We start from the raw sequence: 15,393 nt of genomic DNA, 5'->3' as shown, positions 1-15,393 counted from the left end.
TGCCCCCGATGGCGGCCTCTGGGCCGACCAGGATGTTGGATCAGATCGAGTCCATATCCGTTTCTGCGGTAACGGCTGCTATGGGTTCCGCTTTTACAGCGGCTCACTTTTGAAAAGCGCAAAAGTAAGCAAAACGCTCTTGCCCCACCACTCGGCACCTCGCCCAGGCTCGGTGTGCCCGAACGAAGGCTTGAATCCGTGGGCCGCCGCAATGGGCCATCCCTGGCCCAGTGCGGCTAACCCGGCGTCCTGCCGGGTTACCCACGGATTCAAGCCTGCGTTCGGCCAGCGTGGTTTAACGGGGCGCCTGAGATCAAGATCAAAAGCCAGATCAAGAGCGGCTCGCTTCGCATCGTGGTTGCGGTTGGGTGCTACGCAGGTGTGTAGATACCTATGGCTATCGGGGGCAAGCCCCCTCCCACATTTTGACCGTGCCGGCTTGAGTGAGCGGCGCTTATTTCATGCTGGTAAATGCCAACTTCACCCCAATCGCGATCAAGACCGCGCCCATGGTGCGATCGAACCAATGCCCCATCTTCGCAAACCCGGCGCGTACGCGCTGCTGGCTGAACAGCATGGCCACCAGGCAAAACCACAGCGCCGTCGCCACCGCCAGGTACACGCCATAACCAGCCTGCACCGCCAGCGGTGTGTGCGGGTTGATCACTACCGTGAACAGTGACAGGAAAAACAGCGTGGCCTTGGGATTCAAACCGTTAGTCACGAAACCTGCGGTAAACGCGCCCCGCGGGGTGCGCTCGCCCACTTCGCGATGCAACTCGCCTTCCACCGGCGGCTTGGCCGGTTGCGCGCGCAGCGCCTTGAAGCCGATATACAGCAGGTACGCCGCCGCCGCCCATTTCAATGCATTGAACAGCACGATGGACTGGGACACGATCAAGCCGATGCCCAGCAACGAGTAGCCAACGTGGAGGAAAATCGCCGAACCGACGCCCAGCGCAGTCCATGTGCCGGCGCGACGGCCATGGGTCACACTTTCACGCACCACCACGGCGAAGTCCGGCCCGGGGCTGGCGACCGCCAACAAGTGAATCAAGGCTACGGTCAAAAACTCGGCGACGTACATGCGCACTCCATTAAGTAACGGATTATTTCATCTGATAGGCTCAGCAGATTACGCCTTCGAACTCCGCCGCAAAAGGTACAGTTGATGATGAACAAGCGCCGCGCCGTTTTCCTCGATCACCCCTCCCTGGACCTCGGCGACCTCGACCTCAGCGGGTTGCGTGACTGCTTCAGCGAGCTGCAGCTGTGCGAGCAGACCACGCCGCAGAATGTGCGCGAACGCTTGCAGGGCGCTCAAGTCGCCATCACTAACAAAGTTCCGCTCAGCGCCGAGCTCCTGGCGGCCTGCCCCGAGCTCAAGCTGATCCTGGTGTCGGCCACCGGCACCAATAACATCGACCTTGAAGCCGCCCGTGCCCAGGGCATCACCGTGAGCAACTGCCACGGCTACGGCACGCCATCGGTGGCGCAACATACGATCATGCTGCTGCTGAACCTGGCCACGCACTTGAAGGACTATCAGCGCGATGTGGCAGCCGGCAAATGGCAGCAGGCCAGGCAGTTCTGCCTGCTGGACTACCCGATTGTCGAGCTGGAAGGCAAGACCCTCGGCCTGCTCGGCCATGGCGAACTGGGCAGCGCCGTGGCACGTCTGGCCGAAGCCTTTGGCATGCGCGTGGTGCTGGGCGCGATTCCCGGGCGCCCTGCCCGCGCCGACCGCATGCCGCTGGATGAATTGCTGGCACAGGTCGACGCGCTGACCTTGCACTGCCCGCTCAACGAGCACACCCGCGATTTTATCGGGGCGCGCGAACTAGCCTTGCTCAAGCCCGGCGCGTTTATCGTCAACACCGCACGCGGTGGCTTGATCAACGAACAGGCCCTGGCCGACGCATTGCGCAACGGCCACCTGGGTGGTGCGGCCACCGATGTGTTGAGCGTCGAGCCTCCGGTAAACGGCAACCCGCTGCTGGCCGGTGATATCCCTCGGCTGATCGTCACGCCCCATAATGCCTGGGGCAGCCGTGAAGCGCGGCAGCGGATCGTCGCGCAATTGAGCGAAAACGCCCTGGGCTTTTTCAACGGTGCCCCGCTGCGCGTCGTCGCTTGATAAACTGCGCCCCTTTTCAAGGAGCAGACCATGGATCCGCGCAGTGAAGTACTGCTTCGCCAGGCCGAACTTTTTCAAGGCAACCTGCTGCTGGTCGGCTTGCCTGCCGACGATTTGCTCGGCCGCCTGCCCAACGCCCACGGCTGGAGCTGGCACGCCGGCGATCAGGCGGCGTTGGAGGCGCGTTTTCCCGAGCGCAGCCAGTTCGGCGTGAAGGTGCCCGAACGCGCATTTGATGCCGCGGTGATTTTCCTGCCCAAGTCCAAAGACCTCACCGACTACCTGCTCAACGCCGTGGCCGCGCGCCTGCCCGGCGCCGAGCTGTTTCTAGTGGGCGAAAAAAAGGCCGGCATCGAAAGCGCGGCCAAGCAGATGATCCCCTTCGGCAAACCGCGCAAGCTGGATAACGCGCGGCACTGCCAGCTCTGGCAGGTCACGGTGGGCAACGCGCCGCAAGCGCCCGACCTGGATAGCCTGGCGCAGACCTTTGAGGTACCGCTGGTCGACGGGCCGCTCAAGGTGGTGAGCCTGCCGGGCGTGTTCAGCCATGGTCGCCTGGACCGGGGCACCGAACTGTTGCTGGAACACCTGGACAAGCTGCCCAGCGGGCATTTGCTCGACTTTGGCTGCGGCGCCGGCGTATTGGGAGCAGCGGTGAAACGTCGCTACCCGCACAACACCGTGACCCTGCTTGATGTGGACGCCTTCGCCGCCGCCAGCAGCCGCCTGACCCTGGCTGCCAATGACCTGGAAGCCGAAGTACTGACCGGTGACGGCATCGACGCCGCACCGATGGGTTTGAACGCGATTTTAAGCAACCCGCCGTTCCATGTCGGGGTGCACACGGATTACTTCGCTACGGAAAACCTGCTGCGAAAAGCAGGTAAACATCTGGCAAAAGGCGGCGAACTGCGCCTGGTCGCCAATAGCTTCCTGAAATACCAGCCGCTGATCGAAGAGCATCTGGGCATCTGCGCGATCAAGGCCGAGGGCAATGGTTTTCGCATCTACCGGGCCAAGCGTCCCTGACGGGCGTTTGAAAAAGAACGCTTGCCGAAAGGGTTTTGCCTAGGCAGAATCCGCAGCGTCCTAGGGGAGTAGTCTCCCACGAGCGCCATGCTCGTCCGGCATACGTCAACATACTTGGTCAGCAGACCATGGCGTATGCGACCCAGGAGTCCGCACAGACGGACCGGGGTCTGACAAGACCTATGACACGCACACCTTACCCGGGGCGGGAAGGCTGTACGTGTCATAGCCGTGTCGACCCGCCCCTGGAAACCTACCTGATGCTGGATTCATTGCTCGTACCTACCGCAATCGTTGCCCTGGCCGAAATCGGCGACAAGACGCAACTGCTCGCGCTCATTCTCGCTGCCCGCTTTCGCAAGCCCTGGCCCATCATCGCCGGCATCGTCGCCGCGACCCTGGCCAACCATGCGGCTGCCGGTGCAGTGGGAGCCTGGTTCGGAAGTTTCTTCTCCGACGCGGTGCTGCACTGGATTCTCGCGGCAAGCTTCTGCGCCACGGCGCTGTGGACCCTGGTGCCGGACAAACTCGACGATGACGAAGCCAGCACCACGCGCAAGTTCGGGCCGTTCCTGACCACGTTGATTGCATTCTTCCTCGCGGAAATCGGTGACAAGACCCAGATCGCCACGGTGATGCTGGCAGCCCAGTATCCGGAATTGTGGCTGGTGATTATCGGGACCACCCTGGGCATGTTGATTGCCAACGTGCCGGTGGTGCTGGCGGGGAATTTTGCGGCGGAGAAGCTGCCGTTGACGTTGATTCGGCGTTTGGCGGCTACGGCGTTTTTTGTACTGGCGATTGTGGCGGTGTACAAGGCCATGCAGAGCAGTGGCTGGATCTAAGGAACCAGGGCTGTAAACCCAATCCAATGTGGGAGGGGGCTTGCCCCCGATAGCGGTGGATCAGCTTATAAATATTTAGCTGAAACACCGCTATCGGGGGCAAGCCCCCTCCCACATTTGGATCTTTACCAGACTTGGAATATCAGGATTTTTTGGCCTGTTGGTACAGCGGCATGACCTTCGGAATCGCCGCCTGCAACGAGGCAATGCGGCTATCAGACGCCGGGTGAGTACTCATGAACTCCGGCGGCGCGCCTTCCGAGGCCTTGGCCATCTTGTTCCACAGCGTGATGGCCGCGTTCGGGTTGTAACCGGCGCGGGCGGCCAGTTCGAGGCCGATCAGGTCGGCTTCGTTCTCATTGCTGCGGCTGTTGGGCAAGGTCATGCCATAGTTGGCCACGGTATCGGCCAGCGCCAGGCTGTCCTGGCCGAGCCCGAATATCGCACCGGCGCCCTGTTTGGCCATTTCGATACCGTAGGCCTTGGACATGGCTTCGCGGCCGTGTTCGCGCAAGGCGTGGGCGATTTCATGGCCCATCACGGCGGCGAGTTCATCATCGGTGAGCTTGAGATTATCGATCAATGCGCTGTACACCAGGATCTTGCCACCCGGCCCGCAGTTGGCGTTCATCTCGTCGCTCTTGATCAGGTTCACTTCCCACTTCCATTGCGCCGCATCCGGGCGGAAGGTCGGTGCCTGGGCGATCAGGCGATTGGCAATGGCCTGCACGCGCTTGGCGTTGGCGCTGGTCTTGTCCAGAATCCCTTTGCCACTGGCCTCGCCCAGGGTCTGCTGGTAGGACTGGGCGTACATCTGATCGACTTCCTGGCTCGACAGCATGCTGAACATGTACTGCTTGCGCTCAACCCCCACCGCGCCGCCGCTGGTAGTGTTGACCGACTGACACCCGGCCAGCAGCATCGCTGCAACCAACCCACTTACCGCCAATGACTTATTCATGAACACGCTCCCTGGAAACATGGCGCGTATCGTAGGCGGACATTTGTATCCGCGCCAGATACATCAGACGTTTAACGGGTGTATTTCGGATCCATCCCACGTGCCGGCCGATAAGCTCAGGCTCAAGCCGGGGTCAGGCACTCCGGCCCGTTGAGCTTGGGATCGTTGACCATATTGGCCAGCACCCGCTCGCGCAACGCGGCGGGTTCACCGGCCAGCAGGCTTTGCAGCACATGCAGCGGCGTCTCGGGGTCCAGCCAGGCGGCCTGCCCCGCCTCATCCAGGATCAACGGTCGGCGCTGGGCCTGCGCCGCTTGAGTGATGACCGCCGTGCTCAGCCACACCTGCTCCTGCACCGGGTACGCCTCCCAGATCGCCGCAAAAAACAGCGTGGAGCCTTCCCCCGGCGTCAGCCAGTACGGGCGCTTGCGCTGGGTGCCGCGCCATTCGTAAAAACCGTTGGCGGGCAGCAGGCAGCGGCGCTGGCGGAACGCTTCGCGAAACATCGGCTGCTCGGCCACGGTTTCGGCGCGGGCGTGGGCGGGGGTGCGGGAGAGGTCGGTGAGCCACGGCGGTGTGAGCCCCCAGCGCGCACGCGCCAGGCTGAGCTGGCCATCGATGGCACGCTGGATCAGCACCGAATCATTGGGGGAGATATTCCACTGGGCCTGCTGGTCGGCCGGGAAACCCGGCAAGGCAGCAAAGGCGGGGTTCCAGCGAAACAGGGCATAACGTCCACACATGGGGCAACACGACTCTTGGGTAAACCAACCGACAGCCTAACAGACCAATACGTCGGGCAAGCTGTCGGCGTCATCAAAGGGTAAGGGCTGCGCGTCGTTATAGGCGGTTATGAGCTCGCGTGCGCAAGCGGCTTGATCATTATCGACCTCCAGTCCCAGCAAGCCGAAGATCGGCAGCTCACCCGTGCCACCGAGCAAATGGCGACCCACCAGGTGCGCCTCGATGCCTTCGCTGGCAAGCATCTGTTGCAGCAGCTCGCCTTCCATGAGGTTTTCCGGTTCGTAGATTCGCTGCATGGAAATACCTGTTGTTTATTCGTTCTCGCTGCGGGTTTCGAGCATCCACTCGTCCACATGAACCTGCAGATCGAAAGTGATTGGTCGGCAACACACCTGACAGTCTTCTATATAAACCTGATCACCGCCGGACAAATCCACCATCGTTTCGACCGTTTCCCCACAATAAGGACAATCGTACAGCGCAGTTTCGAGCATCGCAGTCTCCCAGGTGACTTGTGCGTATAATCGCCGGTCTATTGACAGGGCTATTCCCGGCTGAGCCCGTTTACTCAAGCCGCCCCTGGTATTTCCTTTACTTACCCTAGCCGTTTCTAACAAGAGAGCATGATGGGCGAATTCGATACCATCCGACCTTACAACGACAGCGAAGTCCCCGCAGTACTGGACCGGCTGTTCAGTGACAAGGCCTTTCTGGACATCCTGACTCACTTTCGCTTCCCGCGCTTTGCCGGCGCGCTGGGCTGGCTGCTCAAGCCGATGATCGCGCGCAAACTGCGCCGTGAGTTTGCCGGCGTCACCACCGTGGCGACGCTGCAGGATAAAGTCGAGTATTACGTCGACCATACCATCGACCGCGCGACCGACGGCGTGACCTACACCGGCGTCGAGCAATTGAAGTCCGGCACCGCCTACCTGTTCCTGGCCAACCACCGTGACATCGTGATGGACCCGGCCTTCGTCAACTACGCCGTCTACCATGCCGGCCTGCCGACGCCGCGCATCGCCATCGGCGACAACCTGCTGCAAAAACCGTTTGTCAGCGACCTGATGCGCTTGAACAAGAGCTTCATCGTGCACCGCTCGATCACCGGGCGAAAGGAAAAGATGGCGGCCTACCAGTTGCTGTCGGCCTACATCAACCATTCGATCCGCAACGACTGCCAGTCGATCTGGATCGCCCAGGCGGAAGGCCGGGCCAAGGATGGGGATGATCGCACCGAATCGGCGATCCTCAAGATGTTCCACGTCAGCCGCAAGGACGAGCCGTTCGCCGAAGTCATCCAGTCGTTGAACCTGACGCCGGTGTCGATCAGCTACGAGTATGATCCGTGCGACGCCGCCAAGGCGCGCGAGCTGTATATCCGCGCCACCACCGGCACCTACAGCAAGGCGCCGGGCGAGGATGACGTGAGCATTGCGCTGGGCATCACCGGTTACAAAGGCCGGGTGCACGTGAATTTCGCGCCACCGATTACCGAGCGCTTCGAGGACACCAAGTTGCTGGCGGTCGAAATGGACCGGCAGATTCTCGGCGGTTATCGGCTGTTCCCGGTGCACTACCTGGCTTACGCCCAATGGAACGATGCCGACCCGCAACTGGACGTGCCCAAGGCCGAAGACGTATTTCCGGCCGATGAGCTGGCCAAGGCGAAGGCGGAGTGGGAACGGCGCTTGAATGAATGCCCGTCCGAGCATCGTCCGTATCTGGTGACGCAATATGCGACGCCGGTGCGCAATCAATACCGGGTCAAGGCCGGGATCGCGCTGTAAACATCGATCCAATGTGGGAGGGGGCTTGCCCCCGATTGCAGTGTGTCAGTAAGCCTATCTGTATCTGACCCACCGCTATCGGGGGCAAGCCCCCTCCCACATTTGTCTGCAGGTGTTCTTAGAAGTGGGTACTGAGCCAGGAAATGGCCAGCGCCAACCCCAGGCCGGCGAACCCGATGCGGTAAGCCTGGCGATGCGCCCGTTCGGTGCGCGTGTCCAGAAACAGCATCGGCTGGTCAATGGCGCGCTCTTCACTTTGCGCGGTGAGTTCGGCCATCGCCCGTTGCGCCCGCAGGCGAGTGATGAACAGCAGTATGGCGCCGCAGCAGGCAACCATCAGGGCAACAGCATTGATCAGCAGCGCCATCGCAAAACCTCGGCGAAACAGTATTCGGGTATCGGTCCAGATACGAACCTGAACGATAGTGGCTCCCTGCGCCTTTAAAGCTCCCTCCCCGTTGACGGTTTAATGTATCCAGTAATTTACAGCGTCACCTGAACGTCACCTTAACAGGCCACTCTGTTGCCCTTCGACGTTTGAGGAGCTTGTCATGCTGCACGCGCAAAACCAGGACCGGCTGTATCTGATCGCCCCGAGCGATGAACAGGAAGCCCTGATCGGCGGCCTTGCCTTCAATGTCCAGGACCGCCATTGGCTGGTGTATTGCGCCCTCGCCGGGCACCCGCATGCCGACTTGCCGGAACTGGATTTACTCACGGGCGTGAGCATGCTGGATTTTTACGTCGATACCGCCGCCTAAAAGCGACAGGCATAAAAAAACCGGGCTCAGCGATGAGCCCGGTTTGACGTGAACAGCTTATTGCGAACTGAGCAACTGGCCGATGCTCGGGTCCTTGAACAGTCGGGTAAAGGCATCGCTGAGCACGTCGCTGACCAGCTTGGTGTTGGTTTCCTGGTTCGGCGACATGCCGAAGCGCTGGTTTAGGGAGGCGGCGTAGCGGCCGCTGTAGCGACGGGTACCGGCGCTGACGTCGGACTTGAAGGTTGCGCCGATGGACGCTTCGGTCACATACAGGCCTTCCTTGGGCGACTGGTATTTCAGTTCGGCCAGGGTAACGGTCAGTTGCGGCGCGCCGGGCGAATTGGTCGGGGTAAAGCCCAGCAGACGCACAGCGGCTTCAGCCTGGGCCTGCAGCTTGGGCAGCACGTCCTGGCCGGTCACCGAAATCAGCGCGGTCTCCGGGTACAGGCCGCCACGGGAACCGAGGGTCGGTGACGGGCGACCGTCCACTACACGCACCGATACAGGCTGGCCGTGACCGACCGGCGCCAACTGCGCCGTGACTTTAGGTTGCGGGCTGAGTTGTTGCGGGCTGTTGGCGCAGCCAACCAAAGCCAAACTGGTCACAGTGATCAAACCGAACAACAGGCGTTGCAACATACTCATTTCTCCAGGACTAGGCGCACACAGGCCGCCAGTATAACGGTGCACGCGCGTCACCCACCAGCGATCCTGAACCGCAGCTGAAGACATCGGCAAATTACAATTTCCCATCAAAACGTCATTCCCCTGTCATGCCAGACTGACAACCTTCAAGCATGTAACGCAACCGGTACACAGCCATGCGCCTTCTCAAGTCATTGTTCCTGTCACACAGCCGCCACCGCCACTTTGCCCTGCTCGATGCCCACGGTTATTGCCTGGCGTTCAAGCAATGCAGCCTGCCGCCCGTCGGTGAAGGCTGGGTCGAAGTCGCGGAGACGCATCTGGGCTGGATGCACCGCCCGCTGCCGGCCAGTGCCAGGGTCAGCCCTCAGTTTGTACGCGCACAATCGCACCAAGCGTTGGCCTCCTGACCGGCGCACTAATAAAAGTCATAAAACACGCCCATTTCCATGGCGTTCTTCGCTACAATCTCCCCCCGATTATAAGGACGTCTCCTGATCGGGCCCCGCAGCATCGTTATTGCCTCGGCATTAACCTCCCAATCGCCCACAGAGAGCCGCCCACACAGATCGAGTGAAGCTGGCGTGCTTGCTGTTTCCTGTGCAAACCACCCGTCTTTATCGAATCTGCCAGAGCTGCCATTGCGCTCGGCCACTTGAGTTGTTTGCCCGTTTCGCGGGCCAGGTGCCAGGCTGGGGCAGCCCTTTTTTGAGGTTCACGTCTTCAAAAGAGCGTGAAAAAAACGGGTTTTCACAACTTCACAAGAGTGTGGCGAGCAAATGAATAGTTTGGCGTTTGTACAAGCACCATCAGCGTCTGAAACAGCCCAACACAGGACCGAGCGTTCCTCAATAAGCGGAGCTTGAGCCTGTCCGCTACGGATTGGTTGCACGAATCGCACGCTTTGACCATAAGTCGAATTGCCACAGGCGCCCATGAATGCGTTCATAGGCAGATTAGCCGGGCAGGAAGCGTGCGCTGAAGTTGCAAAGAATTGCGAAACGGACATGGCGATCCTGGCCATGGGTAACCTGGGGCAACACGTGAATCGCCCCGTCACTCCTGGCAGCCATGCCGTCAATTTGGTGCTGCAGATTTTGGAGACGCGTTAAATGGCGCATAACGAAGCAGTCGACGTAGTTCTGGTAGGGGCCGGCATCATGAGTGCCACCCTGGCCGTACTGCTCAAGGAGCTCGACCCCGGCCTCAAGCTGGAAGTCGTTGAGCTGATGGACTCGGGTGCCGCGGAGAGTTCCAACCCCTGGAACAACGCCGGTACCGGCCACGCCGGGCTCTGTGAGCTGAACTACACGCCGCAGGCCGCCGATGGTTCCATCGACATCAAGAAGGCCGTGCACATCAACACCCAGTTCGAGGTATCAAAGCAGTTCTGGGCGTACCTGGCCAAAAAGGGCACCTTTGGCTCGTGCAAGTCCTTTATCAGCCCGGTCCCGCACTTGAGTTTCGTGCAGGGCGACAACGGCGTTGCCTTCCTCAAGAAGCGTTTTGAAACCCTCGTCCAGCACCATGCGTTTTCGGACATGCACTACACCGAAGACCGCAGCGAGATGGCCGAGTGGATGCCGCTGATGATGCCGGGCCGCCCGCTCGATGAAAAAATCGCCGCCACCCGCGTGATCAATGGCACTGACGTCAACTTTGGCGCCCTGACCAACCAACTGCTCAACCACCTGACCAGTTCGCCGGACGCCCAGGTCAAGTACTGCAAGCGTGTCACCGACCTCAAGCGCAATGGTGCGGGCTGGACCGTCAGCATCAAGGACGTCAACAGCGGCAACAGCCGCGAAGTGGACGCCCGCTTCGTGTTCCTCGGCGCCGGTGGCGCGGCCCTGCCGCTGCTGCAGGCTTCGGGCATCGAAGAAAGCAAAGGCTTCGGCGGTTTCCCGGTCAGCGGCCAGTGGCTGCGTTGCGATAACCCGGAAGTGGTCAAGCAGCACCAGGCCAAGGTCTATAGCCAGGCGGCCGTGGGTTCGCCACCGATGTCCGTGCCGCACCTGGACACCCGCGTGGTGGATGGCCAGAAGTCGCTGTTGTTCGGCCCCTACGCCGGGTTCACCACCAAGTTCCTCAAGCACGGCTCGTTCCTGGACCTGCCGATGTCGATTCGTGCCGGCAACATCGGCCCGATGCTGGCAGTGGCTCGCGACAACATGGACCTGACCAAGTACCTGGTCAGCGAAGTGCGCCAGTCCATGGAGCAGCGCCTGGAATCCCTGCGCCGCTTCTACCCCGAAGCGAAAGCCGAAGACTGGCGCCTGGAAGTGGCCGGCCAACGCGTGCAGATCATCAAGAAGGACCCGAAGAAAGGCGGCGTACTGCAATTTGGCACCGAGCTGGTTGCCGCCGCGGATGGTTCGCTGGCGGCGCTGCTGGGCGCCTCGCCGGGCGCTTCGGTGACGGTGTCGATCATGCTGGATTTGATCGAGCGCTGCTTCCCGGAGAAAGCCAACGGTGAATGGGCGACCAAGCTGCATGAGATCTTCCCGGCGCGCGAAAAAGTGCTGGAGACGGATGCCGAGCTATATCGCACGATCAATACGCAGAACAACATCAGCCTTGAGCTGGTGGAGCCTGTAGGAGCGAGCTCGCTCGCGAAAAACGTCAACGATAACGCAGCGCAAGTGGATTAACGCGGCGCTCTCAGGTTCTTCGCGAGCAAGCTCGCTCCTACCGTTAAAAGCGAAACGCCCCGGACTCTTATGAGGCCGGGGCGTTTTTTATTGCTTCGGATAATCAGCCGCGAGCGTTGTCGATCAGCGCGATGTACTCGGCGGCGTTGCGCTGGTCCTTGATCAGGTCGACAAAGGTCTGGCCATGCTCATCCTTGCCGTCCAGGTCCAGGCCGGCAGCCTTGAAGAACCCCAGGAAGCGCTCGAAGTCGTCGATACGCAGGCCGCGATAGGCCTTGATCAGTTTGTGCAGGGACGGAGAAGTCGCATCGACCGGCTCGAAGTTCAGGAACAACTTGATCTGGTCGTCGCCGATCTCGTCACCGATCACCTGTATTTTATCTTTACGCATTACCGACTCCAGCCTGCAGACATTGACACGGGGTTTGAAGTCTACCTGTGGTGCACAGGCTTCGAAAGCGTTGAAGAGCCCCCTCCCACATTTGGATTTTGGTCAGCTCACTCGAACTGAGCGAGCATCCAGCGCTGGTAGTCGGCCACACCGGCATCGCCTTCGCGCGGCGCCCAGGCGGCCAGTTCACCCTCCCCCACTGGCCGATAAGGCCCGGCCTTGCATTCGAACATCACCGTATCGGGTTCCAGCACCGCCAGGCCATGGAATACGCCGGGCGGCAGGTCGACGCCCGCGCACTCGCCGCCCGCCTGCATGACACGCTTGGCGATGACTTCACCGGTTTCGCTGAATATCAGCAAACCCAAGCGGCCCTTTAGCACCAGCAAGGTTTCCGCCTTGTCCGCGCTCAGGTGCCGATGAGGCGGCACATAGGTACTCGGTTGCAGGGCCACGGCGAGGCGATGACACGGCTCTTCCATCTGGTGGAAGTTGTGATGGTGCCGGCCACGGGGGCTGTCGCCCGCTTTCTCGGCCAACTCTGCAAATAAGGTCTGATCAAGAAAACGGGCCATCGATTACATTCCTTTAACGGCGTAGATGCCATTGGCGTTACGCCAGTAGCCCTTATAGTCCATGCCATAACCGAAGATATAGCGGTCGATGCACGGCAGCCCGACGAAATCGGCTTTCAGCTCGGGGCGCGCCTTGCGATCGTGGTCTTTGTCGATCAACACGGCGGTGTGCACTTTACGCGCGCCGGCATGTTTGCAGAAGTCGATGATCGCGCCCAGGGTATGCCCTTCGTCGAGGATATCATCGATGATCAGCACGTCACGGTCGATAAATGACACTTCCGGCTTGGCTTTCCAGAACAGATCGCCGCCACTGGTTTCGTTGCGATAGCGGGTGGCGTGCAGGTAAGAAGCTTCCAACGGAAATTGCAGATGGGTAAGCAATTTGCCGGCGAAGATCAGGCCACCGTTCATCACGCAAAAAACCACTGGGTTGGTGTCGGCCATTTCGCGGGTGATGTGCGCGCCGACCTTGGCAATCGCTGCTTCGACTTGCGCTTCGGTGTACAGGCAGTCAGCCTCGTGCATGATTTGACGGATATGCTCGAGATCAGCGGACATGGCGCTCTCCAGGGGGTGCTGTGGCAAGAAAAGCGGGCGAAGGTACGCTTCTACTGCGCTCCAATCAAGCCTTTATGGACTAACGTACTTGATGTCTATAGGACAACACCCTCGGATAGATTAATCTAGGCCGGTTTTTTTGCCCGCCGCCGGAGCCTTTCCCATGCCCACTCGCGAGATCCGCCACCCGCTGATCCGACACAAACTCGGCCTTATGCGCCGCGCCGACATCAGCACGAAGAACTTCCGTGAGCTTGCTCAGGAAGTCGGAGCGCTGCTCACTTACGAAGCCACCAAGGATTTGCCCCTGGAGACCTACGAGATCCCCGGTTGGGCCGGTCCCGTACAAGTGGAGAAAATCGCCGGTAAGAAAATCACCGTGGTCCCGATCCTGCGCGCCGGTATCGGCATGCTCGAAGGCGTACTCAGCCTGATCCCGGGCGCCAAGGTCAGCGCCGTGGGCGTGGCCCGCAATGAAGAAACCTTGCAGGCCCACACCTACCTGGAAAAACTCGTCCCGGAAATCAACGAGCGCCTGGCCATGATCATCGACCCGATGCTCGCCACCGGCAGTTCCATGGTCGCCACCATCGACCTGCTGAAAAAAGCCGGTTGCCGCGACATTCGCGCCATGGTGCTGGTGGCCGCCCCCGAAGGCATCGCCGCCGTCGAGAAAGCGCACCCTGACGTGCAGATCTACACCGCCTCCATCGACGAACGCCTGAATGAACACGGCTACATCATCCCGGGCCTGGGCGATGCCGGTGACAAGATCTTCGGCACCAAGCAGAAGGACGCGTGACCATGCAGGATGAATTCAACGACCCGCTTTGGCGCCAGATCCTGTCTGGCGCACAAATGCTCTTCGTAGCATTTGGCGCGCTGGTGTTGATGCCGCTGATCACAGGTCTTGATCCAAACGTCGCACTGTTCACCGCAGGCCTGGGCACGCTGTTGTTCCAGGTGGTGACCGGACGGCAAGTGCCGGTGTTCCTGGCATCGAGCTTTGCGTTCATCACCCCGATCATTCTCGCCAAGGGCCAGTTCGGCCTGGCGGCGACCATGGGTGGGGTGATGGCGGCGGGTTTCGTCTATACCTTCCTGGGCCTTGCCGTGAAGGTCAAAGGCACCGGTTTCATCGACCGACTGCTGCCGCCGGTCGTCATCGGCCCGGTGATCATTTCCATCGGCCTGGCCATGGCGCCGATTGCCGCCAATATGGCCATGGGCAAGTCCGGCGACGGCGCCGAGTTGATCCACTACCAGACGGCCATGCTGATCTCGATGCCCGCTCTGCTGACCACCTTGATCGTGGCCGTGTTCGGCAAGGGCATTTTCCGCCTGGTGCCGATCATCTCCGGCGTACTGGTGGGTTTTGCCATGTCGTTCTACTTCGGCGTGGTCGACACGGCAAAGATCGCCGCCGCACCGTGGTTCGCCCTGCCCCACTTCACCGCGCCGGAGTTCAACTGGCAGGCGATCCTGTTTATCGTGCCGGTGGCCCTGGCCCCTGCGATCGAACATATCGGTGGCGTGATTGCGGTAGGCAGCGTGACCGGTCGCGACTACCTGAAGAAGCCAGGGCTGCATCGCACCTTGCTGGGTGACGGGATTGCCACCACGGCCGCCGGCCTGTTTGGCGGCCCGCCCAACACCACCTACGCCGAAGTGACGGGGGCGGTGATGCTGACCAAGAACTACAACCCGAAAATCATGACCTGGGCCGCGGTATTCGCGATCAGCCTGGCGTTCATCGGCAAGTTCGGCGCGCTGCTGCAAAGCATTCCGGTGCCGGTGATGGGCGGGATTCTGTGCCTGCTGTTCGGCTCGATTGCGGCGGTGGGGATGAATACGCTGATCCGCCACAGGATCGACCTGGGTGAAGCGCGCAATCTGGTGATTGTGTCGGTGACCCTGGTGTTCGGGATTGGTGGTGTGCTGGTAGGCACCGGCACCGGCCCGGACGATTTCGGCCTCAAGGGCATCGCCCTGTGTGCGGTGGTGGCGATTGGTTTGAACCTGCTGCTGCCGGGCAATGATGGCTGGAAGAACAAGAAGCCTGACGAACCGCTGCTCTAACTAACACCTTGGAACCCAATGTGGGAGGGGGCTTGCCCCCGATGGCAGTGTGTCAGTCAATACATCTATTGACTGACACAGCCTCATCGGGGCATAGGTATCTACACAACTCTGTAACGCTCAACCGTAACCACGATGCGCAGCGAGTCGCTCTTGATCTTGATCTGCTTTTGATCTTGATCTCAGGCGCCCCGTTAAACCACGCTGGCCGAACGCAGGCT

19 protein-coding genes and 1 riboswitch are annotated in these 15,393 nt (G+C 60.6%); of the genes, 9 read left to right on the top strand and 10 right to left on the bottom strand.

Annotated elements, in window-relative coordinates:
- Positions 1–454: 454 nt before the first annotated feature.
- Positions 455–1,087 carry a LysE family translocator gene (locus tag BFQ00_RS13195; protein WP_065892626.1) on the bottom strand — a complete coding sequence of 211 codons (633 nt, stop codon included), beginning with the start codon at positions 1,085–1,087 and terminating at the stop codon, positions 455–457.
- Positions 1,088–1,171: 84 nt separating this feature from the next.
- Here BFQ00_RS13195 and BFQ00_RS13190 point away from each other — a divergent pair, with 84 nt between their 5' ends.
- The 3 genes from BFQ00_RS13190 to BFQ00_RS13180 all read left to right on the top strand — a co-directional run bounded on the left by BFQ00_RS13190 (position 1,172) and on the right by BFQ00_RS13180 (position 4,011).
- Complete coding sequence (locus tag BFQ00_RS13190) at positions 1,172–2,137, top strand: 2-hydroxyacid dehydrogenase (RefSeq protein WP_065933755.1); 966 nt, start codon at positions 1,172–1,174, stop codon at positions 2,135–2,137.
- A 30-nt stretch (positions 2,138–2,167) separates the two neighbouring features.
- Entirely contained in the window at positions 2,168–3,166 is a 999-nt protein-coding gene (locus BFQ00_RS13185) for a class I SAM-dependent methyltransferase (RefSeq protein WP_065933754.1), read from the top strand.
- Between the two features lie 51 nt (positions 3,167–3,217).
- A riboswitch (yybP-ykoY riboswitch) is annotated at positions 3,218–3,337 on the top strand.
- A gap of 89 nt (positions 3,338–3,426) precedes the next feature.
- On the top strand, positions 3,427–4,011 hold the full coding sequence (locus BFQ00_RS13180) for a TMEM165/GDT1 family protein (protein WP_005784895.1): 585 nt from the start codon (positions 3,427–3,429) through the stop codon (positions 4,009–4,011).
- A gap of 142 nt (positions 4,012–4,153) precedes the next feature.
- Here BFQ00_RS13180 and BFQ00_RS13175 read toward each other — a convergent pair whose 3' ends face one another.
- The 4 genes from BFQ00_RS13175 to BFQ00_RS13160 all read right to left on the bottom strand — a co-directional run bounded on the left by BFQ00_RS13175 (position 4,154) and on the right by BFQ00_RS13160 (position 6,210).
- Complete coding sequence (locus BFQ00_RS13175) at positions 4,154–4,972, bottom strand: M48 family metallopeptidase (RefSeq protein ID WP_065933753.1); 819 nt, start codon at positions 4,970–4,972, stop codon at positions 4,154–4,156.
- Between the two features lie 122 nt (positions 4,973–5,094).
- The gene (locus BFQ00_RS13170) at positions 5,095–5,715 is read right to left on the bottom strand and encodes an SOS response-associated peptidase (RefSeq protein WP_065933752.1); all 621 of its coding nucleotides are present in this window, start codon (positions 5,713–5,715) and stop codon (positions 5,095–5,097) included.
- Positions 5,716–5,751: 36 nt separating this feature from the next.
- Positions 5,752–6,012 carry a putative signal transducing protein gene (locus BFQ00_RS13165; protein WP_065885808.1) on the bottom strand — a complete coding sequence of 87 codons (261 nt, stop codon included), beginning with the start codon at positions 6,010–6,012 and terminating at the stop codon, positions 5,752–5,754.
- 15 nt (positions 6,013–6,027) lie between these two features.
- Positions 6,028–6,210, bottom strand: a complete 183-nt coding sequence (locus BFQ00_RS13160; protein ID WP_065933751.1) for a CPXCG motif-containing cysteine-rich protein — start codon at positions 6,208–6,210, stop codon at positions 6,028–6,030.
- 132 nt (positions 6,211–6,342) lie between these two features.
- Here BFQ00_RS13160 and BFQ00_RS13155 point away from each other — a divergent pair, with 132 nt between their 5' ends.
- Complete coding sequence (locus tag BFQ00_RS13155) at positions 6,343–7,506, top strand: 1-acyl-sn-glycerol-3-phosphate acyltransferase (RefSeq protein ID WP_065933750.1); 1,164 nt, start codon at positions 6,343–6,345, stop codon at positions 7,504–7,506.
- Positions 7,507–7,624: 118 nt separating this feature from the next.
- On the opposite strand, the gene BFQ00_RS13150 is transcribed toward BFQ00_RS13155, so the two are convergent.
- On the bottom strand, positions 7,625–7,873 hold the full coding sequence (locus BFQ00_RS13150) for a hypothetical protein (RefSeq protein ID WP_065933749.1): 249 nt from the start codon (positions 7,871–7,873) through the stop codon (positions 7,625–7,627).
- Positions 7,874–8,057: 184 nt separating this feature from the next.
- Here BFQ00_RS13150 and BFQ00_RS13145 point away from each other — a divergent pair, with 184 nt between their 5' ends.
- Positions 8,058–8,267 carry a hypothetical protein gene (locus BFQ00_RS13145; protein WP_065885804.1) on the top strand — a complete coding sequence of 70 codons (210 nt, stop codon included), beginning with the start codon at positions 8,058–8,060 and terminating at the stop codon, positions 8,265–8,267.
- Positions 8,268–8,324: 57 nt separating this feature from the next.
- On the opposite strand, the gene BFQ00_RS13140 is transcribed toward BFQ00_RS13145, so the two are convergent.
- Positions 8,325–8,909: a YajG family lipoprotein gene (locus BFQ00_RS13140; RefSeq protein WP_065933748.1), complete on the bottom strand. Its 585-nt coding sequence runs from the start codon at positions 8,907–8,909 to the stop codon at positions 8,325–8,327.
- A 182-nt stretch (positions 8,910–9,091) separates the two neighbouring features.
- Between BFQ00_RS13140 and BFQ00_RS13135 the strand changes: the two genes are divergently transcribed.
- Together BFQ00_RS13135 and mqo are read left to right on the top strand one after the other, a co-directional pair.
- Entirely contained in the window at positions 9,092–9,325 is a 234-nt protein-coding gene (locus tag BFQ00_RS13135) for a hypothetical protein (protein ID WP_065933747.1), read from the top strand.
- 702 nt (positions 9,326–10,027) lie between these two features.
- Positions 10,028–11,566, top strand: coding sequence for a malate dehydrogenase (quinone) (gene mqo, locus BFQ00_RS13130; protein ID WP_065885802.1), 1,539 nt, complete (start codon positions 10,028–10,030; stop codon positions 11,564–11,566).
- Between the two features lie 103 nt (positions 11,567–11,669).
- Here mqo and BFQ00_RS13125 read toward each other — a convergent pair whose 3' ends face one another.
- The 3 genes from BFQ00_RS13125 to BFQ00_RS13115 form a co-directional block, all read right to left on the bottom strand.
- A complete protein-coding gene (locus tag BFQ00_RS13125; RefSeq protein ID WP_065933746.1) occupies positions 11,670–11,957 on the bottom strand; it encodes a PA4642 family protein in 288 nt (95 codons plus the stop codon).
- A 107-nt stretch (positions 11,958–12,064) separates the two neighbouring features.
- Complete coding sequence (locus BFQ00_RS13120) at positions 12,065–12,532, bottom strand: WbuC family cupin fold metalloprotein (RefSeq protein WP_065933745.1); 468 nt, start codon at positions 12,530–12,532, stop codon at positions 12,065–12,067.
- 3 nt (positions 12,533–12,535) lie between these two features.
- The gene (locus BFQ00_RS13115) at positions 12,536–13,093 is read right to left on the bottom strand and encodes a hypoxanthine-guanine phosphoribosyltransferase (protein WP_065885799.1); all 558 of its coding nucleotides are present in this window, start codon (positions 13,091–13,093) and stop codon (positions 12,536–12,538) included.
- Between the two features lie 163 nt (positions 13,094–13,256).
- On the opposite strand from BFQ00_RS13115, the gene upp reads away from it, so the two are divergent.
- Both upp and BFQ00_RS13105 read left to right on the top strand, forming a co-directional pair.
- Positions 13,257–13,895 carry a uracil phosphoribosyltransferase gene (upp, locus tag BFQ00_RS13110; RefSeq protein WP_003188608.1) on the top strand — a complete coding sequence of 213 codons (639 nt, stop codon included), beginning with the start codon at positions 13,257–13,259 and terminating at the stop codon, positions 13,893–13,895.
- Positions 13,896–13,897: 2 nt separating this feature from the next.
- Positions 13,898–15,172 (top strand): uracil-xanthine permease family protein, encoded by a 1,275-nt coding sequence (locus BFQ00_RS13105; protein ID WP_065885798.1) that lies wholly within the window; start codon positions 13,898–13,900, stop codon positions 15,170–15,172.
- The last annotated feature ends 221 nt before the right edge of the window (positions 15,173–15,393 follow it).

Source organism: Pseudomonas sp. 28 E 9 (genome assembly GCF_900004785.1).
GTDB classification, from domain to species: Bacteria; Pseudomonadota; Gammaproteobacteria; order Pseudomonadales; family Pseudomonadaceae; genus Aquipseudomonas; species Aquipseudomonas orientalis_A.
This window is presented reverse-complemented; position numbering and strand designations above follow the sequence as displayed.

Coding starts and splice junctions, on each gene's coding strand:
- BFQ00_RS13165 (WP_065885808.1), bottom strand. CDS start 6,012: ATGCAGCGAATCTACGAACCGGAAAACCTCATGGAAGGCGAGCTGCTG.
- BFQ00_RS13120 (WP_065933745.1), bottom strand. CDS start 12,532: ATGGCCCGTTTTCTTGATCAGACCTTATTTGCAGAGTTGGCCGAGAAA.
- BFQ00_RS13145 (WP_065885804.1), top strand. CDS start 8,058: ATGCTGCACGCGCAAAACCAGGACCGGCTGTATCTGATCGCCCCGAGC.
- BFQ00_RS13190 (WP_065933755.1), top strand. CDS start 1,172: ATGATGAACAAGCGCCGCGCCGTTTTCCTCGATCACCCCTCCCTGGAC.
- upp (WP_003188608.1), top strand. CDS start 13,257: ATGCCCACTCGCGAGATCCGCCACCCGCTGATCCGACACAAACTCGGC.
- BFQ00_RS13195 (WP_065892626.1), bottom strand. CDS start 1,087: ATGTACGTCGCCGAGTTTTTGACCGTAGCCTTGATTCACTTGTTGGCG.
- BFQ00_RS13180 (WP_005784895.1), top strand. CDS start 3,427: ATGCTGGATTCATTGCTCGTACCTACCGCAATCGTTGCCCTGGCCGAA.
- BFQ00_RS13160 (WP_065933751.1), bottom strand. CDS start 6,210: ATGCTCGAAACTGCGCTGTACGATTGTCCTTATTGTGGGGAAACGGTC.
- BFQ00_RS13115 (WP_065885799.1), bottom strand. CDS start 13,093: ATGTCCGCTGATCTCGAGCATATCCGTCAAATCATGCACGAGGCTGAC.
- BFQ00_RS13135 (WP_065933747.1), top strand. CDS start 9,092: ATGCGCCTTCTCAAGTCATTGTTCCTGTCACACAGCCGCCACCGCCAC.
- BFQ00_RS13155 (WP_065933750.1), top strand. CDS start 6,343: ATGGGCGAATTCGATACCATCCGACCTTACAACGACAGCGAAGTCCCC.
- BFQ00_RS13140 (WP_065933748.1), bottom strand. CDS start 8,909: ATGTTGCAACGCCTGTTGTTCGGTTTGATCACTGTGACCAGTTTGGCT.
- BFQ00_RS13175 (WP_065933753.1), bottom strand. CDS start 4,972: ATGAATAAGTCATTGGCGGTAAGTGGGTTGGTTGCAGCGATGCTGCTG.
- BFQ00_RS13185 (WP_065933754.1), top strand. CDS start 2,168: ATGGATCCGCGCAGTGAAGTACTGCTTCGCCAGGCCGAACTTTTTCAA.
- BFQ00_RS13150 (WP_065933749.1), bottom strand. CDS start 7,873: ATGGCGCTGCTGATCAATGCTGTTGCCCTGATGGTTGCCTGCTGCGGC.
- BFQ00_RS13105 (WP_065885798.1), top strand. CDS start 13,898: ATGCAGGATGAATTCAACGACCCGCTTTGGCGCCAGATCCTGTCTGGC.
- BFQ00_RS13170 (WP_065933752.1), bottom strand. CDS start 5,715: ATGTGTGGACGTTATGCCCTGTTTCGCTGGAACCCCGCCTTTGCTGCC.
- mqo (WP_065885802.1), top strand. CDS start 10,028: ATGGCGCATAACGAAGCAGTCGACGTAGTTCTGGTAGGGGCCGGCATC.
- BFQ00_RS13125 (WP_065933746.1), bottom strand. CDS start 11,957: ATGCGTAAAGATAAAATACAGGTGATCGGTGACGAGATCGGCGACGAC.